16 protein-coding genes and 1 pseudogene are annotated in these 18,905 nt (G+C 59.3%); 13 read left to right on the forward strand and 4 right to left on the reverse strand.

The annotated features are described in order from the left end of the window. From Q0288_RS07220 to Q0288_RS07245, 6 genes and pseudogenes are all read left to right on the forward strand, one after another. Positions 1-480, forward strand: a pseudogene (locus tag Q0288_RS07220) (long-chain fatty acid--CoA ligase); the annotation flags it as partial. A gap of 134 nt (positions 481-614) precedes the next feature. Next, the gene (locus Q0288_RS07225; RefSeq protein WP_299429180.1) at positions 615-1,523 is read left to right on the forward strand and encodes a branched-chain amino acid ABC transporter permease; all 909 of its coding nucleotides are present in this window, start codon (positions 615-617) and stop codon (positions 1,521-1,523) included. A gap of 117 nt (positions 1,524-1,640) precedes the next feature. Beyond that, positions 1,641-2,717: a branched-chain amino acid ABC transporter permease gene (locus Q0288_RS07230; RefSeq protein WP_299429182.1), complete on the forward strand. Its 1,077-nt coding sequence runs from the start codon at positions 1,641-1,643 to the stop codon at positions 2,715-2,717. Positions 2,718-2,809: 92 nt separating this feature from the next. Continuing rightward, on the forward strand, positions 2,810-4,018 hold the full coding sequence (locus Q0288_RS07235) for an ABC transporter substrate-binding protein (RefSeq protein ID WP_299429184.1): 1,209 nt from the start codon (positions 2,810-2,812) through the stop codon (positions 4,016-4,018). A gap of 63 nt (positions 4,019-4,081) precedes the next feature. Then, positions 4,082-4,900 carry an ABC transporter ATP-binding protein gene (locus Q0288_RS07240; RefSeq protein ID WP_299429186.1) on the forward strand — a complete coding sequence of 273 codons (819 nt, stop codon included), beginning with the start codon at positions 4,082-4,084 and terminating at the stop codon, positions 4,898-4,900. Between the two features lie 468 nt (positions 4,901-5,368). Next, a complete protein-coding gene (locus Q0288_RS07245; protein ID WP_299429188.1) occupies positions 5,369-5,698 on the forward strand; it encodes a metal-sulfur cluster assembly factor in 330 nt (109 codons plus the stop codon). A gap of 124 nt (positions 5,699-5,822) precedes the next feature. Here Q0288_RS07245 and Q0288_RS07250 read toward each other — a convergent pair whose 3' ends face one another. The 3 genes from Q0288_RS07250 to Q0288_RS07260 all read right to left on the reverse strand — a co-directional run bounded on the left by Q0288_RS07250 (position 5,823) and on the right by Q0288_RS07260 (position 8,781). Further along, positions 5,823-6,233, reverse strand: coding sequence for a DUF3197 domain-containing protein (locus Q0288_RS07250; RefSeq protein WP_299429190.1), 411 nt, complete (start codon positions 6,231-6,233; stop codon positions 5,823-5,825). Between the two features lie 339 nt (positions 6,234-6,572). Beyond that, complete coding sequence (locus Q0288_RS07255) at positions 6,573-8,015, reverse strand: NAD-dependent succinate-semialdehyde dehydrogenase (protein ID WP_299429222.1); 1,443 nt, start codon at positions 8,013-8,015, stop codon at positions 6,573-6,575. A gap of 64 nt (positions 8,016-8,079) precedes the next feature. Then, complete coding sequence (locus Q0288_RS07260; protein ID WP_299429192.1) at positions 8,080-8,781, reverse strand: M23 family metallopeptidase; 702 nt, start codon at positions 8,779-8,781, stop codon at positions 8,080-8,082. Between the two features lie 102 nt (positions 8,782-8,883). Here Q0288_RS07260 and Q0288_RS07265 point away from each other — a divergent pair, with 102 nt between their 5' ends. The 6 genes from Q0288_RS07265 to Q0288_RS07290 all read left to right on the forward strand — a co-directional run bounded on the left by Q0288_RS07265 (position 8,884) and on the right by Q0288_RS07290 (position 15,952). After that, positions 8,884-9,822 carry a LysR family transcriptional regulator gene (locus Q0288_RS07265; RefSeq protein WP_299429194.1) on the forward strand — a complete coding sequence of 313 codons (939 nt, stop codon included), beginning with the start codon at positions 8,884-8,886 and terminating at the stop codon, positions 9,820-9,822. 159 nt (positions 9,823-9,981) lie between these two features. Continuing rightward, positions 9,982-11,151 (forward strand): ABC transporter substrate-binding protein, encoded by a 1,170-nt coding sequence (locus Q0288_RS07270; protein ID WP_299429196.1) that lies wholly within the window; start codon positions 9,982-9,984, stop codon positions 11,149-11,151. 375 nt (positions 11,152-11,526) lie between these two features. Further along, the gene (locus Q0288_RS07275) at positions 11,527-12,534 is read left to right on the forward strand and encodes an ABC transporter ATP-binding protein (RefSeq protein ID WP_299429198.1); all 1,008 of its coding nucleotides are present in this window, start codon (positions 11,527-11,529) and stop codon (positions 12,532-12,534) included. Between the two features lie 55 nt (positions 12,535-12,589). Beyond that, positions 12,590-13,504 carry an ABC transporter permease gene (locus tag Q0288_RS07280; RefSeq protein WP_299429200.1) on the forward strand — a complete coding sequence of 305 codons (915 nt, stop codon included), beginning with the start codon at positions 12,590-12,592 and terminating at the stop codon, positions 13,502-13,504. Between the two features lie 74 nt (positions 13,505-13,578). Then, the gene (locus Q0288_RS07285; RefSeq protein ID WP_299429202.1) at positions 13,579-14,388 is read left to right on the forward strand and encodes an ABC transporter permease; all 810 of its coding nucleotides are present in this window, start codon (positions 13,579-13,581) and stop codon (positions 14,386-14,388) included. Positions 14,389-14,539: 151 nt separating this feature from the next. Further along, positions 14,540-15,952: a gamma-aminobutyraldehyde dehydrogenase gene (locus Q0288_RS07290; protein WP_299429224.1), complete on the forward strand. Its 1,413-nt coding sequence runs from the start codon at positions 14,540-14,542 to the stop codon at positions 15,950-15,952. A 69-nt stretch (positions 15,953-16,021) separates the two neighbouring features. On the opposite strand, the gene Q0288_RS07295 is transcribed toward Q0288_RS07290, so the two are convergent. Next, positions 16,022-17,395 carry an FAD-binding oxidoreductase gene (locus Q0288_RS07295; protein ID WP_299429204.1) on the reverse strand — a complete coding sequence of 458 codons (1,374 nt, stop codon included), beginning with the start codon at positions 17,393-17,395 and terminating at the stop codon, positions 16,022-16,024. 70 nt (positions 17,396-17,465) lie between these two features. Here Q0288_RS07295 and Q0288_RS07300 point away from each other — a divergent pair, with 70 nt between their 5' ends. After that, positions 17,466-18,896, forward strand: coding sequence for an amidase (locus tag Q0288_RS07300; RefSeq protein WP_299429206.1), 1,431 nt, complete (start codon positions 17,466-17,468; stop codon positions 18,894-18,896). Positions 18,897-18,905 lie beyond the last annotated feature (9 nt).

The following is an 18,905-nucleotide window of genomic DNA, read 5'->3' on the forward strand; positions in this document are numbered from 1 at the left end:
ATCGAGAACAAGCTCAAGTTCAGCCCCTACGTCAAAGAAGCGGTGGTTTTTGGCGACCAGAAGCCCTACATCACCGCTTTTATTAACGTAGACCCCCAGACCGTGGGCAAATGGGCCGAGGACAACCGGCTGGCCTACACCACCTACATAGATCTATCTCAGAAGCCACAGGTGGCCGATCTGATCCGCAAGGAGGTTAAGGCTGTAAACGACGGGCTTCCTGAACACCTGCGGATCAAGCGCTTTGTACTGCTATACAAACTGCTCGATGCCGACGACGACGAGCTCACCCGTACCGGTAAGGTGCGCCGGAAGTTCATCATGCAGCGCTACCAGCCGATTGTGGACGGTCTCTACGGCAGAACCGACAAGGTGCGGGTAGACACCGAGTTCAAGTACCAGGATGGCACCGTGCAAAAAGTTTCGACGGATGTAAGCGTTCTGGTAGCGGACTCGAGCCAGGAACTGGTGGGCGCATGAAAAATCAGACCCCCACCGGTTGCAAGAAGGCAACATGAGCCCAATTGACTACCCCAATGCGATGCCCCGCACACCGGGGAACAGGTTCCATATGCACCAATCGGACTCGAGGGTTTGTAATACCGGGGGGTATAGTGATTGACTTTGTACAGAACCTCATTTCCGGGATCGCGGTAGGCTGTATCTATGCCCTGGCGGCACTGGGATTTGTGCTGGTCTATAAGTCCAGCCGGGTGATCAATTTTTCCAATGGGCAGTTTATCGCCATTGGGGCTTTTCTGGCCTATGCGCTGGCGGTATGGGCCAAGCTACCGGTTTTGCTGGCAGCCCTGCTGGGGATGTTGCTCACCGCTGGACTGGGATTTCTGGTAGAACGGGTTTTTTTGCGCAAGATGGTGGGGCAGCCGATTATCTCGGTGATTATGGTGACTATCGGGCTGGCCAGTGTGTTGGATGGATTAATGTATCTGACCCCGTTTGGCTCGGGCAATTTTACCTTCCCGCAGTTTCTGCCCCAGGGCGGCCTCAACCTGGGGGGTATCAGCATTTCGTATCCGCAACTTCTGGCGATTGGCTTTACCGCCCTTTTCCTGGTGTTGTTTGGTTGGTTTTTTCAGCGCTCGGTGTTGGGGGTCTCGATGCGGGCAGTGGCCGACGATCAGATGGCCTCGATGAGCGTGGGGGTCTCGGTGCAGCGGGTGTTCGCGCTGGCCTGGGCTGTGGCTGGCCTGACTGCGGCCGCAGCCGGCATCGTGGTGGGAACGGTGTCTGGCTTGAACCAGGACGGCCTGATTGCAATTGGACTGGCGGTTTTTCCAGCCGTGATTCTGGGCGGACTGGACTCCGTTCCGGGCGCGGTAGTGGGGGGCATCATCATCGGCATCTTGCAATCTTTCTCTACCGCCTATCTGGATGGGGTACTGAGTCAGGCCGGGTTGGTAGGGGGTGGCTCACAGTATGTGATGCCTTTTGTGGTTTTGCTGGTGATGCTGTGGTTCAAGCCACACGGGTTGTTTGGCACAGAGGAGATCGAGCGGGTATGACGCTGAACACTAAACACCTGCTGCCGAAAGCGGAAAGCCGGAAACCGAAAGCTAAAGGTGCGGTCGGTCTTGGCTTTCAGCCGTCAGCCTATAGCTTTCAGCATGCCGGAGGTGCTCATGCGTAACCCCTGGGCCCAGACCGGCAACTACCGTACCTCCTATGTGCAGGACACCACGATTTTCGCCAACTACCGCGAAATTGTGTCGCTGGTGCTGTTCCTGGTAGCCCTGTGCACCCTGCCGCTGTTTCTCGAGCGCTCGCAGGTGCTGGTGCTCAACTTCATCCTGATTTATGCCATTGCGGTGCTGGGGCTCAACATCACCACCGGATATGCGGGCCTGATCAGTGTAGGGCAAGCGGCTTTCATGGGCGTGGGAGCCTATACGGTGGCGCTGGCCGCACCTGACCTGCCGTTCTGGCTGACCATTCCACTGGGGGGTATTACGGCTGCCATCATTGGATTCATTGTGGGGATTCCCAGCCTGCGGGTGAAGCACCTCTATCTGGCCCTGGCTACGCTGGCCTTCCAAGAGATTTTTGTCTGGGTGGTGGGCCGCAGTCCGGCCCTGGCCCAGGGGGCTGCAATCCCGGTTGAGATGCGAAACTTTTTGGGCCTGGAGATCGGCTTCCGCAACCACAACTACTTCTGGTACTACATTATTTTGTTGGTGCTGGTGCTGATGGTGATTGCCTGGCGCAATCTGCTGCGGGGTAAGTATGGCCGCGCCTTAATCGCGGTACGCGACAATGACCGCGCTGCTGACGCGATGGGGATGGATCCAGGCCGTACTAAATTGATGGCTTTTGCGCTGGGAGCCTTCTACGGAGGTGTTGCGGGCGGTCTGTTGGCCTACATGCAGCGGGCGGTGGTGGTGGAAGAGTTCACCCTGGGCCGTTCGGTAGCGCTGCTGGCAATGGCGATTGTGGGCGGGCTGGGAACCGTGGTGGGCAGCCTGCTTGGCCCTGCCTTTATCGAGTTCTTGCGATTGTATATGGAACGGCTTTCAGAATGGATGAAAGCCAGCGCGTTCGTTCAGAATATTACCCCGGCAGGTGTGGACGTGGCCTCGGCCTTGCTGCCGCTCTCCTTCGGCCTGGTGATTGTGCTGTTCCTGATCTTCGAGCCAAGAGGGCTGTTTAACTGGTGGCGTCTCTTGCGAAGTTATTTCCGAACGTGGCCGTTCAAGTATTGAGGCCGGTAGTCAAGAGCCTCTTTGACCAACAATGGCAACATCGCGTAAGGCGCGTTGCAATTAGGGTAGAGCGACAGAGTACAGGAGGAGTTATGAAGCGAGTGATGGTTATAGCAGCGGTGGCTGTACTGGGACTGGCCATGGCCCAGGGGCGCACGGTTCACCTGCTGTGGTCGGGGGCCGTGACCGGGCCGACCTCGGATGTGGGGGGGCCCTATGGAGCAGGAATCGAAGACTACTGCAAACATGCCAACGAGCAACGTCTGATTCCCAATATCACCCTCAACTGCACCGTACGGGACGACCAGTACCAGAACCCCAACACCCAGCGCATTTTTGAAGAAGCGCTGGATCGGGCTAAACCTGCAATGTATCTGGGCTATTCCACCGGCGCGATGCTGCAACTTAAGCCACTCATCAACGAAGTGAAGATGCCAACCCTCCCGGCCTCGGCGCACATTGGCCTGATTGATCCACCCAACAACCAGTACATGTTTTTGCCGGTGAGCAGCTACTCCGAACAAGTAGTAGCCTTGATGGAATACATCAATCGCACCGACAAGAATGCCAGGATTGCACTGGTGGTCAACCCCAGCCCCTTCGGACGGGCGGTGGTGGATCATGCCCGCCGGGCAGCCCAGCGGCTAGGACAGACCATCGTGGATGTGCGTGAAGTGGGGGGCGGAAACCTGGATAATACCGCACTGCTGCGAGCCCTGGACGCCGCTGGAGCTGCTTATATCATCCACCAGAATGTGGCCGGGCCGGTGTCCAACATCCTCAAGGATGCCCAGCGTCTGGGCTTGAACCGCAAAATTCGCCAGATGGGGGCGGTGTATACGGGCGGGTCGGATCTAATTCGCCTGGCGGGCGATGCCGCAGAGGGCTTCTTGTGGGCCAGCAGCTACTTCACCCTGGACGAAAACACCCCCGGCATCAACCTGCAAAAACAACTGGCTCAGCGATACAACCGCAGCGCCGATACCCTTAACTCCACCAATTACACCGCAGGTATGCTGGCGGCCGCCATTGCAGTAGAAACCATGCGCCGTGCGGCCCAGCGATTCAATGGACGCGTTGACAACGAGACCGTTTACCAGGCACTGATCGGTATGAACGGCCCCAATGCTTTCAGGCCCGGCTTCGCGGTTTCGACCAAAGCAGGGATTGAGATTGACTTCACCCGCACCGAGCAGACCGGCGCAGAGGGCTTGCGGGTGTTGGAAGCCAGAGGCGGCAAGTTCGTTCCGGTGACCGATCCCTTTACCTCGGCACTCTTCCGTCAGGTGCGGAACCCATAAAGGAGGCTAAAAGTTGAAGGCCGAAAGTTTAAGCTTTTGGCCTTCGGCTTTCTGAGAGGTGATATGCGCCCCGAAGACCTGGGTAACATCCTGCTGGAAGTCAACAATATAGAGGTGGTTTACAAGGACATCATCCAGGTATTGCGGGGGGTGTCGCTCAAGGTGCCGGAGGGCCTGGTTACCGCTCTGCTGGGCTCCAACGGGGCAGGGAAGACCACCACGCTACGGGCCGTTTCGGGGCTGCTGGTTCCCGAGGATGGCAAGGTGGTGTCGGGCTCGATCCACTACCGGGGTGAAAACATTGCCAACAAACTACCCGAGCTGATTGTGCAGAAGGGGATTGTGCAGGTGCCAGAAGGGCGGCGGGTCTTCAAGCACCTCACCGTGGAGGAAAACCTGCGGGTGGGCTCGGCTACCCGGCGCGACGGAGTAAAGGTTCGGGAAGACCTCGAGCGAATCTACCACTACTTCCCCAAGCTGGGCCTGATCAAGACCCGCCTGGCAGGCTACTGCTCTGGGGGCGAACAGCAGATGCTGGCCATCGGACGGGCCCTGTTGGCAAATCCACAGCTACTGCTGCTGGATGAGCCCAGTCTGGGGCTGGCCCCCATGCTGGTGCGGGAAATTTTTGACATTGTGGCCCAGATCAATACCGAGGAAGGCGTCACGGTGCTGGTGGTGGAGCAAAATGCTCGAGTAGCGCTCTCGGTGGCCCATTATGGTTACATTATGGAGTCTGGGCGGATTGCACTGGAAGGCACCAGGGAATACCTGGAGACCAACCCCGATGTGAAGGAGTTTTATCTGGGGGTGGCCAAATCCGGTGGGCGCAAGAGCTTCAAGGATGTGAAGAGCTATCGTCGCCGCAAGCGGTTCATGTAGAAGCAGATGGCCGATAGCCTATAGCCGGTAGCTGAGGGCCTGACCTTCCAATAGCGATCGGCCACTGTCGTGCTTTACGCCACTTTTGTCCCCTGGGGGCAGCAGCAAAACAGCCCAAATCGTTATATGCGCGCCCATGATACGAGCGGTGGTATTACGCGGTGCACTGCAGGGGTTTTTCAGCGGCCCGGCCCGGTGGGTAGGGCAAATTCCTGACGGGGAGATACCTGGTAATACCCTTCATATGAAACCGCTGTAGTGAGCCTGGGGCCTATCCATGGGTGCGCCGTCCAGGGCTACCGTCGGCCCTGCGTTGCCTGTGCCCTTCTGGACTTCCCCGCCGGCCAGCGGCCTCCTCTCATCGAAAATACCATCCAGGTTACGCAACTGCTATAGATTTTTGCCCTTGTCAAGATTTTGCAAGATACATCAGCATTCGATAGGTACCCTTGCGTTACCATACTCCTCATGAGCGAAGCGGTACTCCCTTCCCAGGAGCAAATCATAGAGGCTTTGAAAGTGGTTAAAGACCCGGAAATTCCGGTCAATGTGGTGGATCTGGGGCTGGTATACGAGGTAGACGTAGGGGAGGACGGCGCGGTGGACATCACCATGACCCTCACCTCCATCGGCTGCCCTGCGCAGGATATCGTCAAGGCCGATGCCGAAATTGCCGTGATGCGCCTGGAAGGGGTTCATGCGGTCAACGTGGATTTTGTCTGGACACCCCCCTGGACGCCCGCCAGGATGACCGAAGACGGCAAACGCCAGATGCGGATGTTTGGCTTTAACGTCTAGACATTTCCAAAGTATGGGGTCATGGAACCTTGGTAGACATCTGGGCAATAGGCCCGTGACCGTTCTATTTGGCCGAGGGGCCGGGGTTGGCTAAACTCCGTGTGGTGCAGCTTGATCACTGGGGTTACATTCGGCTGGTAAACTCACGGTTGATGTAGAGCATCGGGTCGGTGGGATTGGCGCTAGCCACAATCAGTTTGTTGGCTTCCTCGCAGGCGAGTTCGAACAGCGCGGCATATTCCGAAGGGGCAATTACAACTTCCTTAAAGTCGGTTACGCCACGCTCGATAAACCAGAGGGTAATTTCTCTTAGCGCCGAATCGCCCCCCGCCCCAAATCGGGGGCCAAAGGCGTCCAGGCTCAGTACCCGGTGCTTGCCCTCGCGTACCAGGATGGCAAAACGGGCTTTGGCCCGCTGGTCTTGCCAGTCGGTAAGGTAGTTGACCACCGCTTCGGAGAAATTAACGCCCTTAAGGGTCTCCTTAAGGGCAGCCAGGGTTGCTCTGGGAGCGCCGCGACTGCCTACGAGTTCCATGTCTTTATTCTATAGGCGCGCCAACGGGGGTCGAGAATTTTTTATCACTGCCGGGAGCGGCTTATGCCGGATTCAAAAAGATAATCACCTCGTTTGCTACCTGAAGTCAGGCCAGCACGCCGGAGTGGATGAGGTGGTGGGCGGCAACTTTGAGGTCGACCCTGGCCCGCAAAGACCAGAAGGTCTTGACCTGCCCACGTGCAGGTCGAGGGAGCGGATCAGAGAGCTGAAGCTGGTCTCGATGCGTTTGCGCCGCCTGGATAAGGCATAAAACGGAGGGCCTTGGTTCTTCCCCTCGATCCCCCGCCAGGGGAAGGGGTGCGGCTGAGAACGTGGTCTTTAGGGCAGCATAAACGAGATGAGCTTGGTTTCCAGATACTCTTCCATGCCCCAGTGCCCACCTTCACGTCCCAGACCGGAGCTCTTGTAGCCGCCAAAAGGCAGGTTGGAGCCCATCGCGCTGGGTACGGGGTCGTTTACGCCCACGATGCCGTATTCCAGGGCCTCGGCCACGCGGAATGCGCGGGAGAGGTCTCTGGTCCAGACATAGGCGGCCAGGCCGTAGTCGGTGTGGTTGGCCCAGGCGATGGCCTGTTCTTCGTCCTCAAAGGGCATCAGGGGGGCGACCGGGCCAAAGGTCTCTTCTTCCAGGATGCGCATCCCTGGCTGAATACCTGTTAGTACCGTGGGCGCATACAGCAGCCCGCCCAGGGCCTTGCCCCCGGTGGCCACTCTGGCGCCTTTGGAGAGGGCATCTTCCACATGCGAGACCACTTTGTCCAGACCCTGTTGTTCGACCAGTGGCCCCACGCTGGTGCTGGCATCGAGCGGATCGCCCACCTTCAGGCCGCCTACGGCCTCGGCCAGGGCAGTGGCGTAGTCGGCCTCGAGCCTCTTGTGAACATAGATGCGGTTGGTGGTCACACAGGTCTGTCCGGCGTTGCGGTACTTGGAGAGCAGGGTAAAGTGTACGGCCTTTTCGATGTCGGCATCTTCGAAGATGATGAAGGGTGCATTCCCGCCGAGCTCGAGCGAGACCCGCTTGAGGGTCTCGGCCCCCTGGCGGTAGAGAATCTTGCCTACGGGCGTCGAGCCGGTAAAGGTGATCTTGCGGATGCGCATATCCTCCATCAAGACCCTGGAAACCGGCACCGGGTCGAGCGCGGGCAGCACTTGCAGGGTTCCGGCCGGGCCGCCCGCTTCCTCCCAGAGCCTGGCCATATAGAGCGCACACAACGGGGTTTGTTCGGCGGGTTTGATGATGATGGTACAACCTGCCGCCAGCGCGGGCGCAGCCTTGCGGGTAATCATGCTGGTGGGGAAGTTCCAGGGGGTGACCGCATACACCGGCCCCACCGGCTCGTAGACCGCCATCTGGCGCTTGTGGGGGAACCTCGAGTGAATCAACTCGCCGTTCACCCGGGTAGCTTCCTCGGCACACCATTCCACAAAACTGGCCGCATACAGTACTTCTCCCTTGGCCTCGGTGATGGGCTTGCCCATTTCCAAAGCCGTCAATCGCCCCAGTTCTTCCTGGTGGGCAATCAGCAGGTCGTTCCATTTGCGCAGAATTTTCCCGCGCTCGAACCCGGTCAGTTTTTTCCACTCCTTAAAGGCTGCCACAGCGGCGTCGGCGGCCATTTTTGCTTCGACCTCACCGCAATCGGCTACCTCGGCCACCCGGTCACCGCTGTAGGGGCTCTTGACCGCAAAGGTTTTGGGGGTTTTGTGCCACTTACCGCCCACATAGGCGCTGCTGGGGAAATGGAAGTCTTTGACCATAGCAATTCCTAGCATACTCCTGGGTTTCCAGGCTGGGGGTAGGGGAGTCTCGCAAATCAAAACCCTAGCGGTTGCGGGCGGGGTTCACCGTGATGGCTCGCCAGTCACGGTCGGCCAGCAGGGGCAGGGGGTCAATAACCTTGTAGTCGCAGGTGCGCCGACTGCCCGAGTACACCCCGAAGTGCAGATGTGGAGGGGTGGTGCGGGCATTGCCGGTACTGCCCACATAGCCCAGGACGGTACGGGTCGTGACCTTCTGACCCTCCTTGAGACCCGGTGCATAGCGCTCCAGATGGGCGTAATAGTAGCGCCGCCCGCCCGGCCCTACCACAAACACGTACAATCCCCCCAATTCCCCCTGTCCGATGCGCCAGACAAACCCGCTCGTGGCCGAGTAGACGGGGGTTCCCCTGGAGGCGAAGATGTCCTGCCCTTCGTGGGTTCGCCAGCCGCTGCGGGCTGCGCCAAAGGTGTTGGCGACCTCCCGCACCCGTGCGCCCTGCACGGGCATCGCCAGCCGTGCATCGGGCTCTCTGGGGAGCAAGGGCAGATAGCTTTGCAGTTTTTCGCGGTAGGCCGCCCAGCGTTCACGCTCTTTCTGCTCGGCTTCGGTACGGGGCTCAGAACGGCTCGAGGTCGTAGGGGTACATATGCTTCCAGGCCGTGCGTCGGGCTCGCCGCTACTGCTTTGTGCCAGGACTTCGCAACTTCCTAGCGTGAGTGTAAGCATCAGGGTGTAGCAGCCAATCTGCTTGACCAGAGGCATGGGTTTAGTTTGCTTCCTCGAGATGAGTTCTGCAAAAGAGCTGTTCAGGGGTCACTTAAGCAGCTACACTTGAATCAACGGTTCTACCGATGGGAGCCTTCGGTGCAAATATCGCTCAAGCAGCTGGTCTATTTTATTGCGGTAGCCGAGTCGGGCTCGATTTCCAAAGCCCTGACCTCACTAAATGTGACCCAGTCGGTAGTAACGGAGGCCATAAAAAAACTAGAAGATACTCTGGGCGCCGATCTCTTCACCCGACATGCCCGGGGGATGATTCTGACCCATGCCGGGCATCAATTTCTGCGCCATGCACATGAGGTACTGGCCGCCCTTCGCAACGCCGAACAGGCCATCCGCGAACGCCCCGATGCTACCAGCGGACAGCTTAACTTAGGTGTGACCAGCCTGGTGACGGCCTACTATCTGCCCTACCTGCTGGATCGCTTTGAGCGGGTGTTCCCCGGTATCCAGGTTACGATCGTGGAAGATCGCCGGGGATACATCGAGCATCTGCTAATTAATGGCGAGCTGGACGTAGCGGTAATGAATGTTTCGGTGGTGGACAAACAGGCCATCGAAACCCGCACCTTGCTAAAGGCTCCCTGGCGAGTCTGGCTGCCGGCCAACCACCCGCTGGTGCAGCGGGAAGCGGTGGCACTCAAAGACTTGCAGACCGAGCGCTTTTTATCCCTCAAGAACGACGAACTCGAGGAAGTTACCCAGCAGATCTACCGCTTGTGCGGTTTCCCCCAGGTTGCGGTACGCACCGATTCCATCGAGGCCATGCGCAGCCTGGTGGCGGTGGGCATTGGCGTGGCGGTGCTGCCCAACCTGATGTACCGGCCCTGGAGCCTGGAGGGCGATCGGCTGGAGTCGCGCCCCTTGCTCGAGGATTTGCCGCGCCTGGAGATTGGGGTGGCCTGGCGCAGAGGCAGCGCTCTGAGCGAGGCAGCCCGGCAGTTTTTGGTGGTGGTGGGCGAGCACAGCCGGGTACAGGAGTATGGCATGAACTATGGCGATTTGCTGAGCACGCACGAATAACCCCAGACCACCCATCTTTTTCCCCGATACCTCCTATATCTACAGGTTGCTTGTTTGGAGAATGCCTGGCCTATATGGTGTGGGTCAGTTCGACAGCTCGATTCACCTGGTGGGTGTCGCAAAGCCTTATGGGCTGTCGTATCGGGTTAAGGAGGGAGCATGAGAACACGATGGTTCTTGGCGATAGCAGGTCTGGCGATAGTGGCGGGTCTGGCGGTGGCACAACTTCCGGCCAGCCGGGCAAAACAATCGCTGGGGCAGAACGAGGGCCAGCTCAACATTCTGGCCTGGCCTGGCTATGTGGAGAATGGCTCCACCGACAAAAGTGCGGACTGGGTCTCGGGCTTCGAAAAAGAGACCGGCTGCAAGGTCACAGTCAAGGTCTTCAGCAGTTCCGACGAGGCCGTGCGTCTGATGAACCAGGGCGGCTACGACCTCGTCACCGCCTCTGGCGATGCCACCCAGCGCCTGATCGCCGGTAATGTGGTAGCCCCCATCAACTGGAACCTGGTTCCCAACACCCGCAACCTGGATCGCCGCCTGCTCAACTCGCCCTGGTATGTGGTCAATGGCGTGCGCTATGGGGTGCCCTACCAGTTTGGCGTGAACGTGCTGGCCTACCACACCGGTGTCTTCAAGACCCCACCGGATAGCTGGAGGGTGGTTTTCGAAGAAATGATGCTGCCGGATGGCAGGAGCAACAGGGGGCGTATCCAGGCCTACTATGGCCCGATCTATGTCGCCGATGCGGCGCTCTACCTGATGCGTACCCAGCCCGCCCTGGGCATTCGCGACCCCTACGAACTCAACGAACGCCAGTATGCTGAAGTGCTCAAGCTCCTGCGCCAGCAGCGTACACTCCTCCAGCGCTACTGGAGCGATGCCAACGCCCAGGTACAGGACTTCACCAATGAGGGCACGGTGGCCTCCACTACCTGGATTTTCCAGGTCAACACCCTCAAAGCCAATAAGCGCCCCATCGGCTGGGTGGTGCCCAGGGAAGGGGCTACGGGTTGGGCCGATACCACCATGCTGGCGGCCAACTCCAGGAACTCCAACTGTGCCTACCGCTGGCTCAACTGGCAACTCACCCACAAGGTGCAGGCCGACATTGCTGGCTGGTTTGGTTCGAACCCCGTGGTGCCTGCAGCCTGCAATACCCCCGGCTCGCTGTTGCCTGCCGATGGCTGCAAGAACCAGGGGCACAACGACTTCGACAAGATTTTCTTCTGGCGTACTCCTACTGTCCAGTGCCGTACCCAGAACAACCAGTGCGTGCCGTACAGCCGTTGGGTCAGTGATTACATCGCCATTCAGGGCGGAAGGTAGCAGAAATCTTGCAGCGGTTGTAATGGAAAGAAGGGTGTCTGACAGGAAAGCCGACAGGGATTAGGGAGGGTGGAGGTCAGTCAAAAAGCAAGTTTCCACTGGCCTCTGCCCGGCTGTTCAGGCTTATGCGAGCGATCAAAAATGCCGGTCACGCTCTTCCTGGGTGCCCGCTCACCGAGGGGTGCATCTAAGTATCTCCCGGTTGGGAATTTGCCCTATCCACAGCGTCCTGGTCACCGAACCGCGCCGACGAAAACCCCCAGATTGCACCGCGTTAAACCACCACCGTTACTATCGTGGGCGTACATAAGGCGGTTTTTCGGAAAGAACACCGTACTCCTTCCATAAGCTGCTATGCAAGAAGAAAGAGAACCTGTGGCTCCAACAACCCAAGTTGCCGTTCTGCTCAACCAGCTTTCCTGCCACTTTGGACAGGTTAAAGCAGTGGACGCAGTGGATCTGGAAGTGCTCCCCGGCGAATTCTTCTCCATGCTGGGGCCGTCAGGATCGGGTAAAACCACCTGTTTGCGCCTCATCGGGGGGTTTGAACAACCCACTTCTGGACGGATTGTGCTGTTTGGAGAAGATGCCTCGAGGCTGCCCCCGTATGCCCGCGATGTGAATACGGTGTTTCAGGACTATGCGCTCTTTCCCCACATGAACGTGCGCGACAACGTGGCCTATGCGCTGATGGTGCGTGGCCTTCCTAAGCCCGAACGCCACAAGCGGGCTGAGGAGATGCTGGAACTGGTCAAACTCTCGGGCTTTGGGAACCGGCGGCCTGGGCAACTCTCGGGTGGACAGCGGCAGCGCGTAGCACTGGCCCGCTCGCTCATCAATAAACCCAGGCTGCTCTTGTTAGACGAGCCCCTGGGTGCGCTGGACTTGAAGCTGCGCGAAGAAATGCAGATCGAATTGAAAGCCCTGCAGCGCCAGCTTGGAATCACCTTTATCTACGTTACCCACGACCAGGGTGAGGCTCTTTCCATGTCGGATCGGGTGGCGGTGTTCAACCTCGGCAAAATCGAGCAACTCGATAGTCCCAAGCAGCTCTACGAATACCCCAAAACCGAGTTTGTGGCCCGGTTTGTGGGCAGCGCCAATGTGCTGGATGGCAGACTAATTGGCCTTCGAGCAGGAAAATACGCCCTGCGCCCGGAGCGCATCTACATCCAGGCGGGCAGCCAGAACGGGACCAATAGCTTGAGCGGCACCCTGCTGGATATCCACTACCTGGGTTCGCAGACCCGCTACGAAGTCCAGGTGGGGGGTGAACGCCTGACTGCGGTCACCTCCTCGGAGGAGCAGAGTTTGCAGATTGGCAATGCAGTCACGCTACGCTGGGAAAGCAGCTTTCTACGACCTTTGCAGGAGGTATCGTGAGCCACTGCTTGCGGATCAACCCCCTGTTTACAACTAAAGCGGTGGGGAGGTTAGGGTGACCCTTCGCCGCCGCTTTTCCGATGCGCTGTATGTACGCCCGTTGTTTTTGCTGCTGCTGTTGCTTATTCCCCCCTTGCTCTGGCTGGGCATTATCTACCTGGGCTCACTCTTTAACCTGATGCTCTACAGCTTCTATTCGCTCAACGACTTCACTGGGCAGGTGGAATACAGGTTTTCGCTCTCGGCTTTTCAGCAGTTGTTTAGTTCTCCTGCCAATGTAGACATTGTTCTGCGTACCACCGGGATGGCCCTGGTAGTCACGCTGGCCTGTATTGGGATTGGCTTTCCGACTGCCTACTACATCGCTTTTTATACCAAAGGCAGTGCCAGAACCTTCTGGTATCTGATGGTGTTGTTGCCGCTGTGGTCAAGCTATCTGATCAAGGTATATGCCTGGCGCCTGATTCTGGCAGGCGAAGGTGTGATTAGCTGGTTTTTCAATCTGCTGGGGCTGGGCTGGCTCCTGCAAGGCATTCTGAGCGTGCCCGTGATTGGCGGTTCCAGCCTTTCCAACAGCTACCTGGGGATGTTCCTGGTTTTTACCTATATCTGGCTCCCCTACATGATTTTACCGATCATCGCGGCCCTCGAGCGCGTCCCCAAATCCCTCATCCAGGCCTCGTCCGATCTGGGTGCCAGGCCCGGCCAGACTTTTCGCAGGGTGATCTGGCCGCTGGCGATTCCCGGTGTGGCGGCAGGTTCGATTTTTACTTTCTCTCTGACCCTGGGCGATTACATTATTCCGCAGGTGGTGGGCCAGCCTGGTTTCTTCATTGGGCAGATGGTCTTTATACAACAAGGCACGGCGGGCAACCTGCCGCTGGCGGCTGCTTTCTCGGTGGTGCCGGTGGTCATCATCGCTATTTACCTGCTAATTGTGCGCAGACTGGGGGCGTTTAATGCGCTGTAGTGGTCTCAGGCACAGGAGCACGGCCCCGGACTTGCAACGGGTGCCCTGCAACCGGTGGTACGGGAGGCACCCCCATGCCCAATAAGCCTTCGCTGGGCCTGCGCATTGCCTTCTACATCGGGATGCTTTTCTTGCATTTCCCGATTGTAATTATTGTTTTGTACGCCCTTACCACCGAAGATCGCACCTACCAGTTCCCGCCGCCGGGTCTGACCCTGCGCTGGTTTGGCGAAGCCTTTCAGCGACAGGATATGTGGGCTGCGCTCTGGCTGTCGTTGCAGGTGGCCGCGATGGCTACCGGGATTGCTCTGGTTCTGGGGACGATGGTCTCGGCGGCCATCTACCGCTTCCAGTTTTTGGGCAAGGACTTCATCACCGTTCTACTAATTTTGCCCATTGCCCTGCCGGGTATCCTGACAGGAATCGCGCTGCTCACTACCTTCAAGCGGCTTGCACTCGAGCCAGGCTTCTGGACGATCGTCATTGGGCACGCCACCTTTTGCATCGTGACGGTTTACAACAATGTGGTTGCTCGGTTCCGTCGCACCGGCTACTCACAAATTGAAGCCTCGATGGATCTAGGGGCGGACTGGTTTACCACCTGGCGTAGGGTGGTGTTGCCCAGCATCGCTACGGCTTTGCTGGCAGGCGGCATGCTCTCGTTTGCGCTCTCGTTTGACGAGGTAATCGTCACCACCTTTACCGCTGCCGACCAGAAGACCCTACCCATCTGGTTTTTGAATGAACTGTTTCGCCCCAGAGAACGCCCCATCACCAATGTGGTGGCGGTGTTTGTCATGCTCATAACCTTCTTGCCGATCGTGTGGGCCCAGTGGCTTACCCGTGATACGGACGATCTACATGGGGGAGGGAAAACGGGATGAAGGGGAGTGCAGGGTCTGCGGTCGCAAAATACCAGGAGTCAAATTAAGAAAGAATGGCGGCGGTCAAATCCAGTGGTGGCAAAGCCGAGTGTTACCAGTAAGAGAAAGGAAATCAACGATGACAACCAGAGCACTGATTGGACAAAGCAAGATGTGGATTGACGGGGAGTTCGTGGCCGGGGAGAGCACTCCCCTGGAGGTTCTCAACCCCGCCACCGGCGAGGTGCTGCTCAGGCTGCCAGAGGCTTCGGTGGAACAGGTCAAGCAGGCCGTGGCTGCGGCTGATAAAGCCTTTGATAGCTGGTCTCAGACCACTCCCAAAGACCGCTCACTGCTGCTTTTGAAACTGGCCGACAGGATTGATGAGCAGGCCGAAGAGTTTGCCCGGCTGGAGTCGCTCAACTGCGGCAAGCCCTACCTGGCCGCGCTGAATGATGAAATCCCGGCCATTTCGGACTGCTATCGTTTCTTTGCCGGGGCGGCCCGCTCGATGACGGGTTCGCTGGCCGGGGAGTACCTGACCGGCCATACCAGCATGATCCGCCGCGACCCCATTGGGGTGGTGGCGAGCATTGCGCCCTGGAACTACCCGCTGATGATGGCGGCCTGGAAGCTAGCCCCAGCCCTGGCAGCCGGAAATACAGTGGTCATTAAGCCCAGCGAGCAGACCCCCCTGACCACCCTCAAGCTGGCCGAGCTGCTGGCTGAGATTTTCCCTCCAGGGGTGGTGAACGTGGTGACGGGAGTGGGGGAGACGGTGGGCTCTTCGCTGATTCACCAGCCTGCGGTGCGGATGATCTCGCTCACCGGCGACGTGGCCACCGGGCGCAGGGTACTCGAGGCCGCCTCGCAGAGCCTGAAAAGAACCCACCTCGAGCTCGGTGGCAAGGCCCCAGTGATCGTGATGGACGATGCAGACCTCGAGGCCGCCGTGCAGGGCATTAAAATTTTCGGCTACTACAACGCTGGCCAGGACTGCACCGCCGCCTGCCGGGTGTATGTGGGCAAGAAAATCTACGACAGGTTCGTAGCCGAGCTATCGGGCGCGGTCAAGTCCATCCGGGTGGGAGCGCAGAACGACGAAGGGGTGGAGATGGGGCCCCTCATTACCGAACGGCAGCGTGCAAGGGTGGCCAGCTTTGTCGAGCGGGCCAAAATGCAGAAGCACATCGAGGTGACCGCCGGGGGACACCCCGCCGAGGGCAAGGGCTTCTTCTACCAGCCCACCGTGGTGGCCGGAGCCCTGCAGTCCGACGAAATCGTGCGGCGCGAGGTGTTTGGGCCGGTGGTCTCGGTCACACGCTTCTCCGACCCCGAGGAGGCTATCGCCTGGGCCAACGACTCCGATTATGGGCTGGCCAGCTCGGTCTGGACACAAGACGTGGGCAAGGCCATGCGAATTGCCAGCCGGTTGCAGTACGGCTGCACCTGGATCAACACCCACTTCATGCTGGTTAACGAGATGCCCCACGGGGGGGTCAAGCAGTCCGGCTACGGCAAGGATATGAGCATGTATGCGCTCGAGGACTACACCGTGGCCCGGCACATCATGGTCAAGCACTAAAAAGAGAAGCACACAGCCCACAGTTCTAGTTAACCGGGTTCTGAGCCCTGAACTGCTCCCAGGTTTTGTCTATAGCTGTGCGCCGTCGCTCCAGTTTTGGAGCAGCTTCTGGTAGGCCGGATCCTGGTAGCGCGCGAGGTGAAACGCCGGGGCATAGCTGGGCAGTTCCGCGCCTGTAACATGGGCTGCCAGCAGTTCCCCTGCCGCGCAGGCCGCCATCACCCCAAAGCCTGATAATGCCCCAATCAGGTAGGCTCCCTCCACCGGCAACGGGCCAATCAACGGGCGGTTTTCCTGGGTTTTGAGGTAGTAGCCCCCGTCTACAAAGGGCCTGGGGGGCTTCTCGAGGTACTGCCTTAGGCCCGGCAGCATCACCGAGAGGCAGCGCAGAGCGATCTCGGCGTAGTGGGGGTCTGGCGCAAGCGGAAAAGTTGGCGCAACGGGTTGTGTATGGTGGTTGTACAGCACGATCAGCGTGGTGCTATCCCCATGCCCGTCGGGTCTACAATGCACACCCGAAGGAAACTTCTGCAATAGCCAGCGGGTGGACTCCTCCTCGGCCAGCAGTTCGCGCTCCTCGGGGCTCCAGGGCAGTTCCACCTCGTCCATCCAGATCAGCATCGGGGCTTCGCGGGGTACCACGCCCAGGCTCTCGCTGAAGCTCATCTTGAGATGCTGCTCGGCAAAGACGGGAAGTGCTACCCCCAGCATCTGACCCACCTGTTTTTGCATCGGCCCGGCAGCATTGACGAAGACCGACGTTTCGATTTGCATGGAACCCTCTTCGTGTTTGATCTGTACACTCCGAACCCTTCCACCCGTAGTCTCTACCCCGACTACCTGACCCCGAACCAGCCGAACCCCATACTGGCGGGCTTTTTCCAGCAGGTACATGCCAAGCTGCTGGGCGCTGAACCACCCGGCGCGGCGGGCATGCAGTACCGCCAGGGTGTATGGTGCAAGGTAAGGAAAGTGTTGCCGAATCAGGCTGGGATCGGTAATCAGGTCGGCTCCACCCAGGTTGAAGTCGAAGCCCAGAGCAGGGGAGGGTTGGTAATTGCTGGTGCTGCTGGCATGAACTCGCAATTCTCCCGCTCCCTTTTTGGCTGCGCCTTCGGCGGCTTCGACGAGCATGGGAATCCTGGCTTCATCGGCGGTTGCGTAGAGGTAGCCGCGCCGGTTGAGGTTGATGCGGTTAGAAGACTCATGGGCGATCTCCTCCAACAGGTCAATGCTGCGGTTCATGAAGGCGATCATGGCCGCGTCCGGCCCCGGCCACCAGTTGCGGTAGGCCTCGGTAGACTTGTCGGAGGTGAGCGCAAAGGGGTCGCTTTGCTCCACCAGCACCATGTTCTGGATACCATTCTTGACTGCCAGGTGATAGGCCGCTGAAACTCCGGCTATCCCTGCCCCACAAATCACTATTTCAGCGCTGGTCTTCATGAACCGTATTCAGCATACTCAACCGCTGCTCACCGGGTATTCGTGGCCAGAGTACGATGAGACCCAGCCCATGAACCCCAGATCTTTCACCCAAAACCCCCTCCTGCAAAAATCCGCCCTCGAGCAAGCCGTCCTGATCCGCACCGGGGAGGTGTCTGCTACACACCTGTTAGAGGCCAGCCTGGCCCAGGTTGAGGCTACCAGTGACCTCAATGTCATTAGCTTTCTGGATACCGAAGGGGCAGTGGCAGCCGCCAGAAGCATCCTGCCGGGCGATCCGCGCCCTTTCGCGGGTGTGCCGATGCTGATCAAGGAACTCACGCCAGTCGCCGGGCAGCCCTGGAACCTGGGCTCCCGGCTCTTCGCCCGCCACCAGGCTCCCGCCGACGCTTACACGGTGCGCCGCCTGCGCGAGGCAGGTTTCGTGCTGCTGGGCCAGACCACCTCGCCCGAGTTTGGCATTGTGCCGGTCACGGAGTCCAGCCTGCGCGGCCCCACCCGCAACCCCTGGGATCCCACGCGCACCCCCGGCGGCTCTTCCGGCGGGGCAGCAGCTGCGGTGGCGGCGGGCATTCTGCCGGTGGCCCATGCCAGTGATGGCGGGGGCTCGATTCGCATCCCGGCGGCCTGTTGCGGGCTGGTGGGGTTGAAACCCTCGAGGGGTCGCATCTCCACGGGCCCATTTTTGGGGGACAATTTCTTGTCTACCCAGGGGGTGATCAGCCGCAGCGTGGCAGATAGTGCCCACCTGCTGGACATCCTCTCGGGCTACGAGGTGGGCGACTCGACCTGGGCGCCCGCTCCCCCACAGCCCTACGCGGCCCTGGCCCAGCAGCCCCTCAAGCCCTTGCGTATCGCGGTGCTGACCAGCTCGCCGACCCCAGGGCACGACCCCGACCCGGTTCATGTGGAAGCGGTAAATAAAGCGGCCAGAATGCTCGAGGGGATGGGGCACACCCTCGAGTGGGCGACGCCGCCCGGCTGGATCAGCCCAAAACTGCTCGAGCAGTTTATGGTGTTGTGGGCGGCGGGGGTGGCTTCCAATACGGTCTGGGGGGCCAGCCTGCATGGGCGCACCCCCCAGCCGTCCGACGTGGAAGCCCTGACCTGGCATTTTTGTGAAATTGGCCTCAAAACCCCGGCGGTAGCCTACCTGGCTGCACTGGAAACACTCAAAAACCATGCCCGCAGCCTGATGGGCTTTTTCCAGCACTACGACCTGCTGCTCACACCCGTCCTGGCCCTGCGCCCCATCCCCATCGGTAGCCTGGACACCGAGTCCCCCGACCCCAGAGCAGCCTTCGAGCGTGCCGTGCAATTCACCCCATACACTGCGGTCTGGAACGTAACCGGACAGCCCGCCATCTCGCTACCGCTGTTCGTGGGTTCGGATGGTCTGCCGGTCGGGGTGCAGTTGGTGGGCGGGCCGCTGCGCGAAGACCTGCTGCTGGCCGTAGCCCAGAGTTTGGAGACTGTGCACGGCTGGAACCGACCCTTCTGAGCATTGGCA

The sequence above is a fragment of the uncultured Meiothermus sp. genome (assembly GCF_937863175.1).
Taxonomy (GTDB): domain Bacteria; phylum Deinococcota; class Deinococci; order Deinococcales; family Thermaceae; genus Meiothermus.

Bases quoted from the DNA above. Each gene is read 5' to 3' on its own strand.
- Q0288_RS07230 (WP_299429182.1), top strand. From the start codon at position 1,641: ATGCGTAACCCCTGGGCCCAGACCGGCAACTACCGTACCTCCTATGTG.
- Q0288_RS07235 (WP_299429184.1), top strand. From the start codon at position 2,810: ATGAAGCGAGTGATGGTTATAGCAGCGGTGGCTGTACTGGGACTGGCC.
- Q0288_RS07240 (WP_299429186.1), top strand. From the start codon at position 4,082: ATGCGCCCCGAAGACCTGGGTAACATCCTGCTGGAAGTCAACAATATA.
- Q0288_RS07245 (WP_299429188.1), top strand. From the start codon at position 5,369: ATGAGCGAAGCGGTACTCCCTTCCCAGGAGCAAATCATAGAGGCTTTG.
- Q0288_RS07250 (WP_299429190.1), bottom strand. From the start codon at position 6,233: ATGGAACTCGTAGGCAGTCGCGGCGCTCCCAGAGCAACCCTGGCTGCC.
- Q0288_RS07255 (WP_299429222.1), bottom strand. From the start codon at position 8,015: ATGGTCAAAGACTTCCATTTCCCCAGCAGCGCCTATGTGGGCGGTAAG.
- Q0288_RS07260 (WP_299429192.1), bottom strand. From the start codon at position 8,781: ATGCCTCTGGTCAAGCAGATTGGCTGCTACACCCTGATGCTTACACTC.
- Q0288_RS07270 (WP_299429196.1), top strand. From the start codon at position 9,982: ATGAGAACACGATGGTTCTTGGCGATAGCAGGTCTGGCGATAGTGGCG.
- Q0288_RS07285 (WP_299429202.1), top strand. From the start codon at position 13,579: ATGCCCAATAAGCCTTCGCTGGGCCTGCGCATTGCCTTCTACATCGGG.
- Q0288_RS07290 (WP_299429224.1), top strand. From the start codon at position 14,540: ATGTGGATTGACGGGGAGTTCGTGGCCGGGGAGAGCACTCCCCTGGAG.
- Q0288_RS07295 (WP_299429204.1), bottom strand. From the start codon at position 17,395: ATGAAGACCAGCGCTGAAATAGTGATTTGTGGGGCAGGGATAGCCGGA.
- Q0288_RS07300 (WP_299429206.1), top strand. From the start codon at position 17,466: ATGAACCCCAGATCTTTCACCCAAAACCCCCTCCTGCAAAAATCCGCC.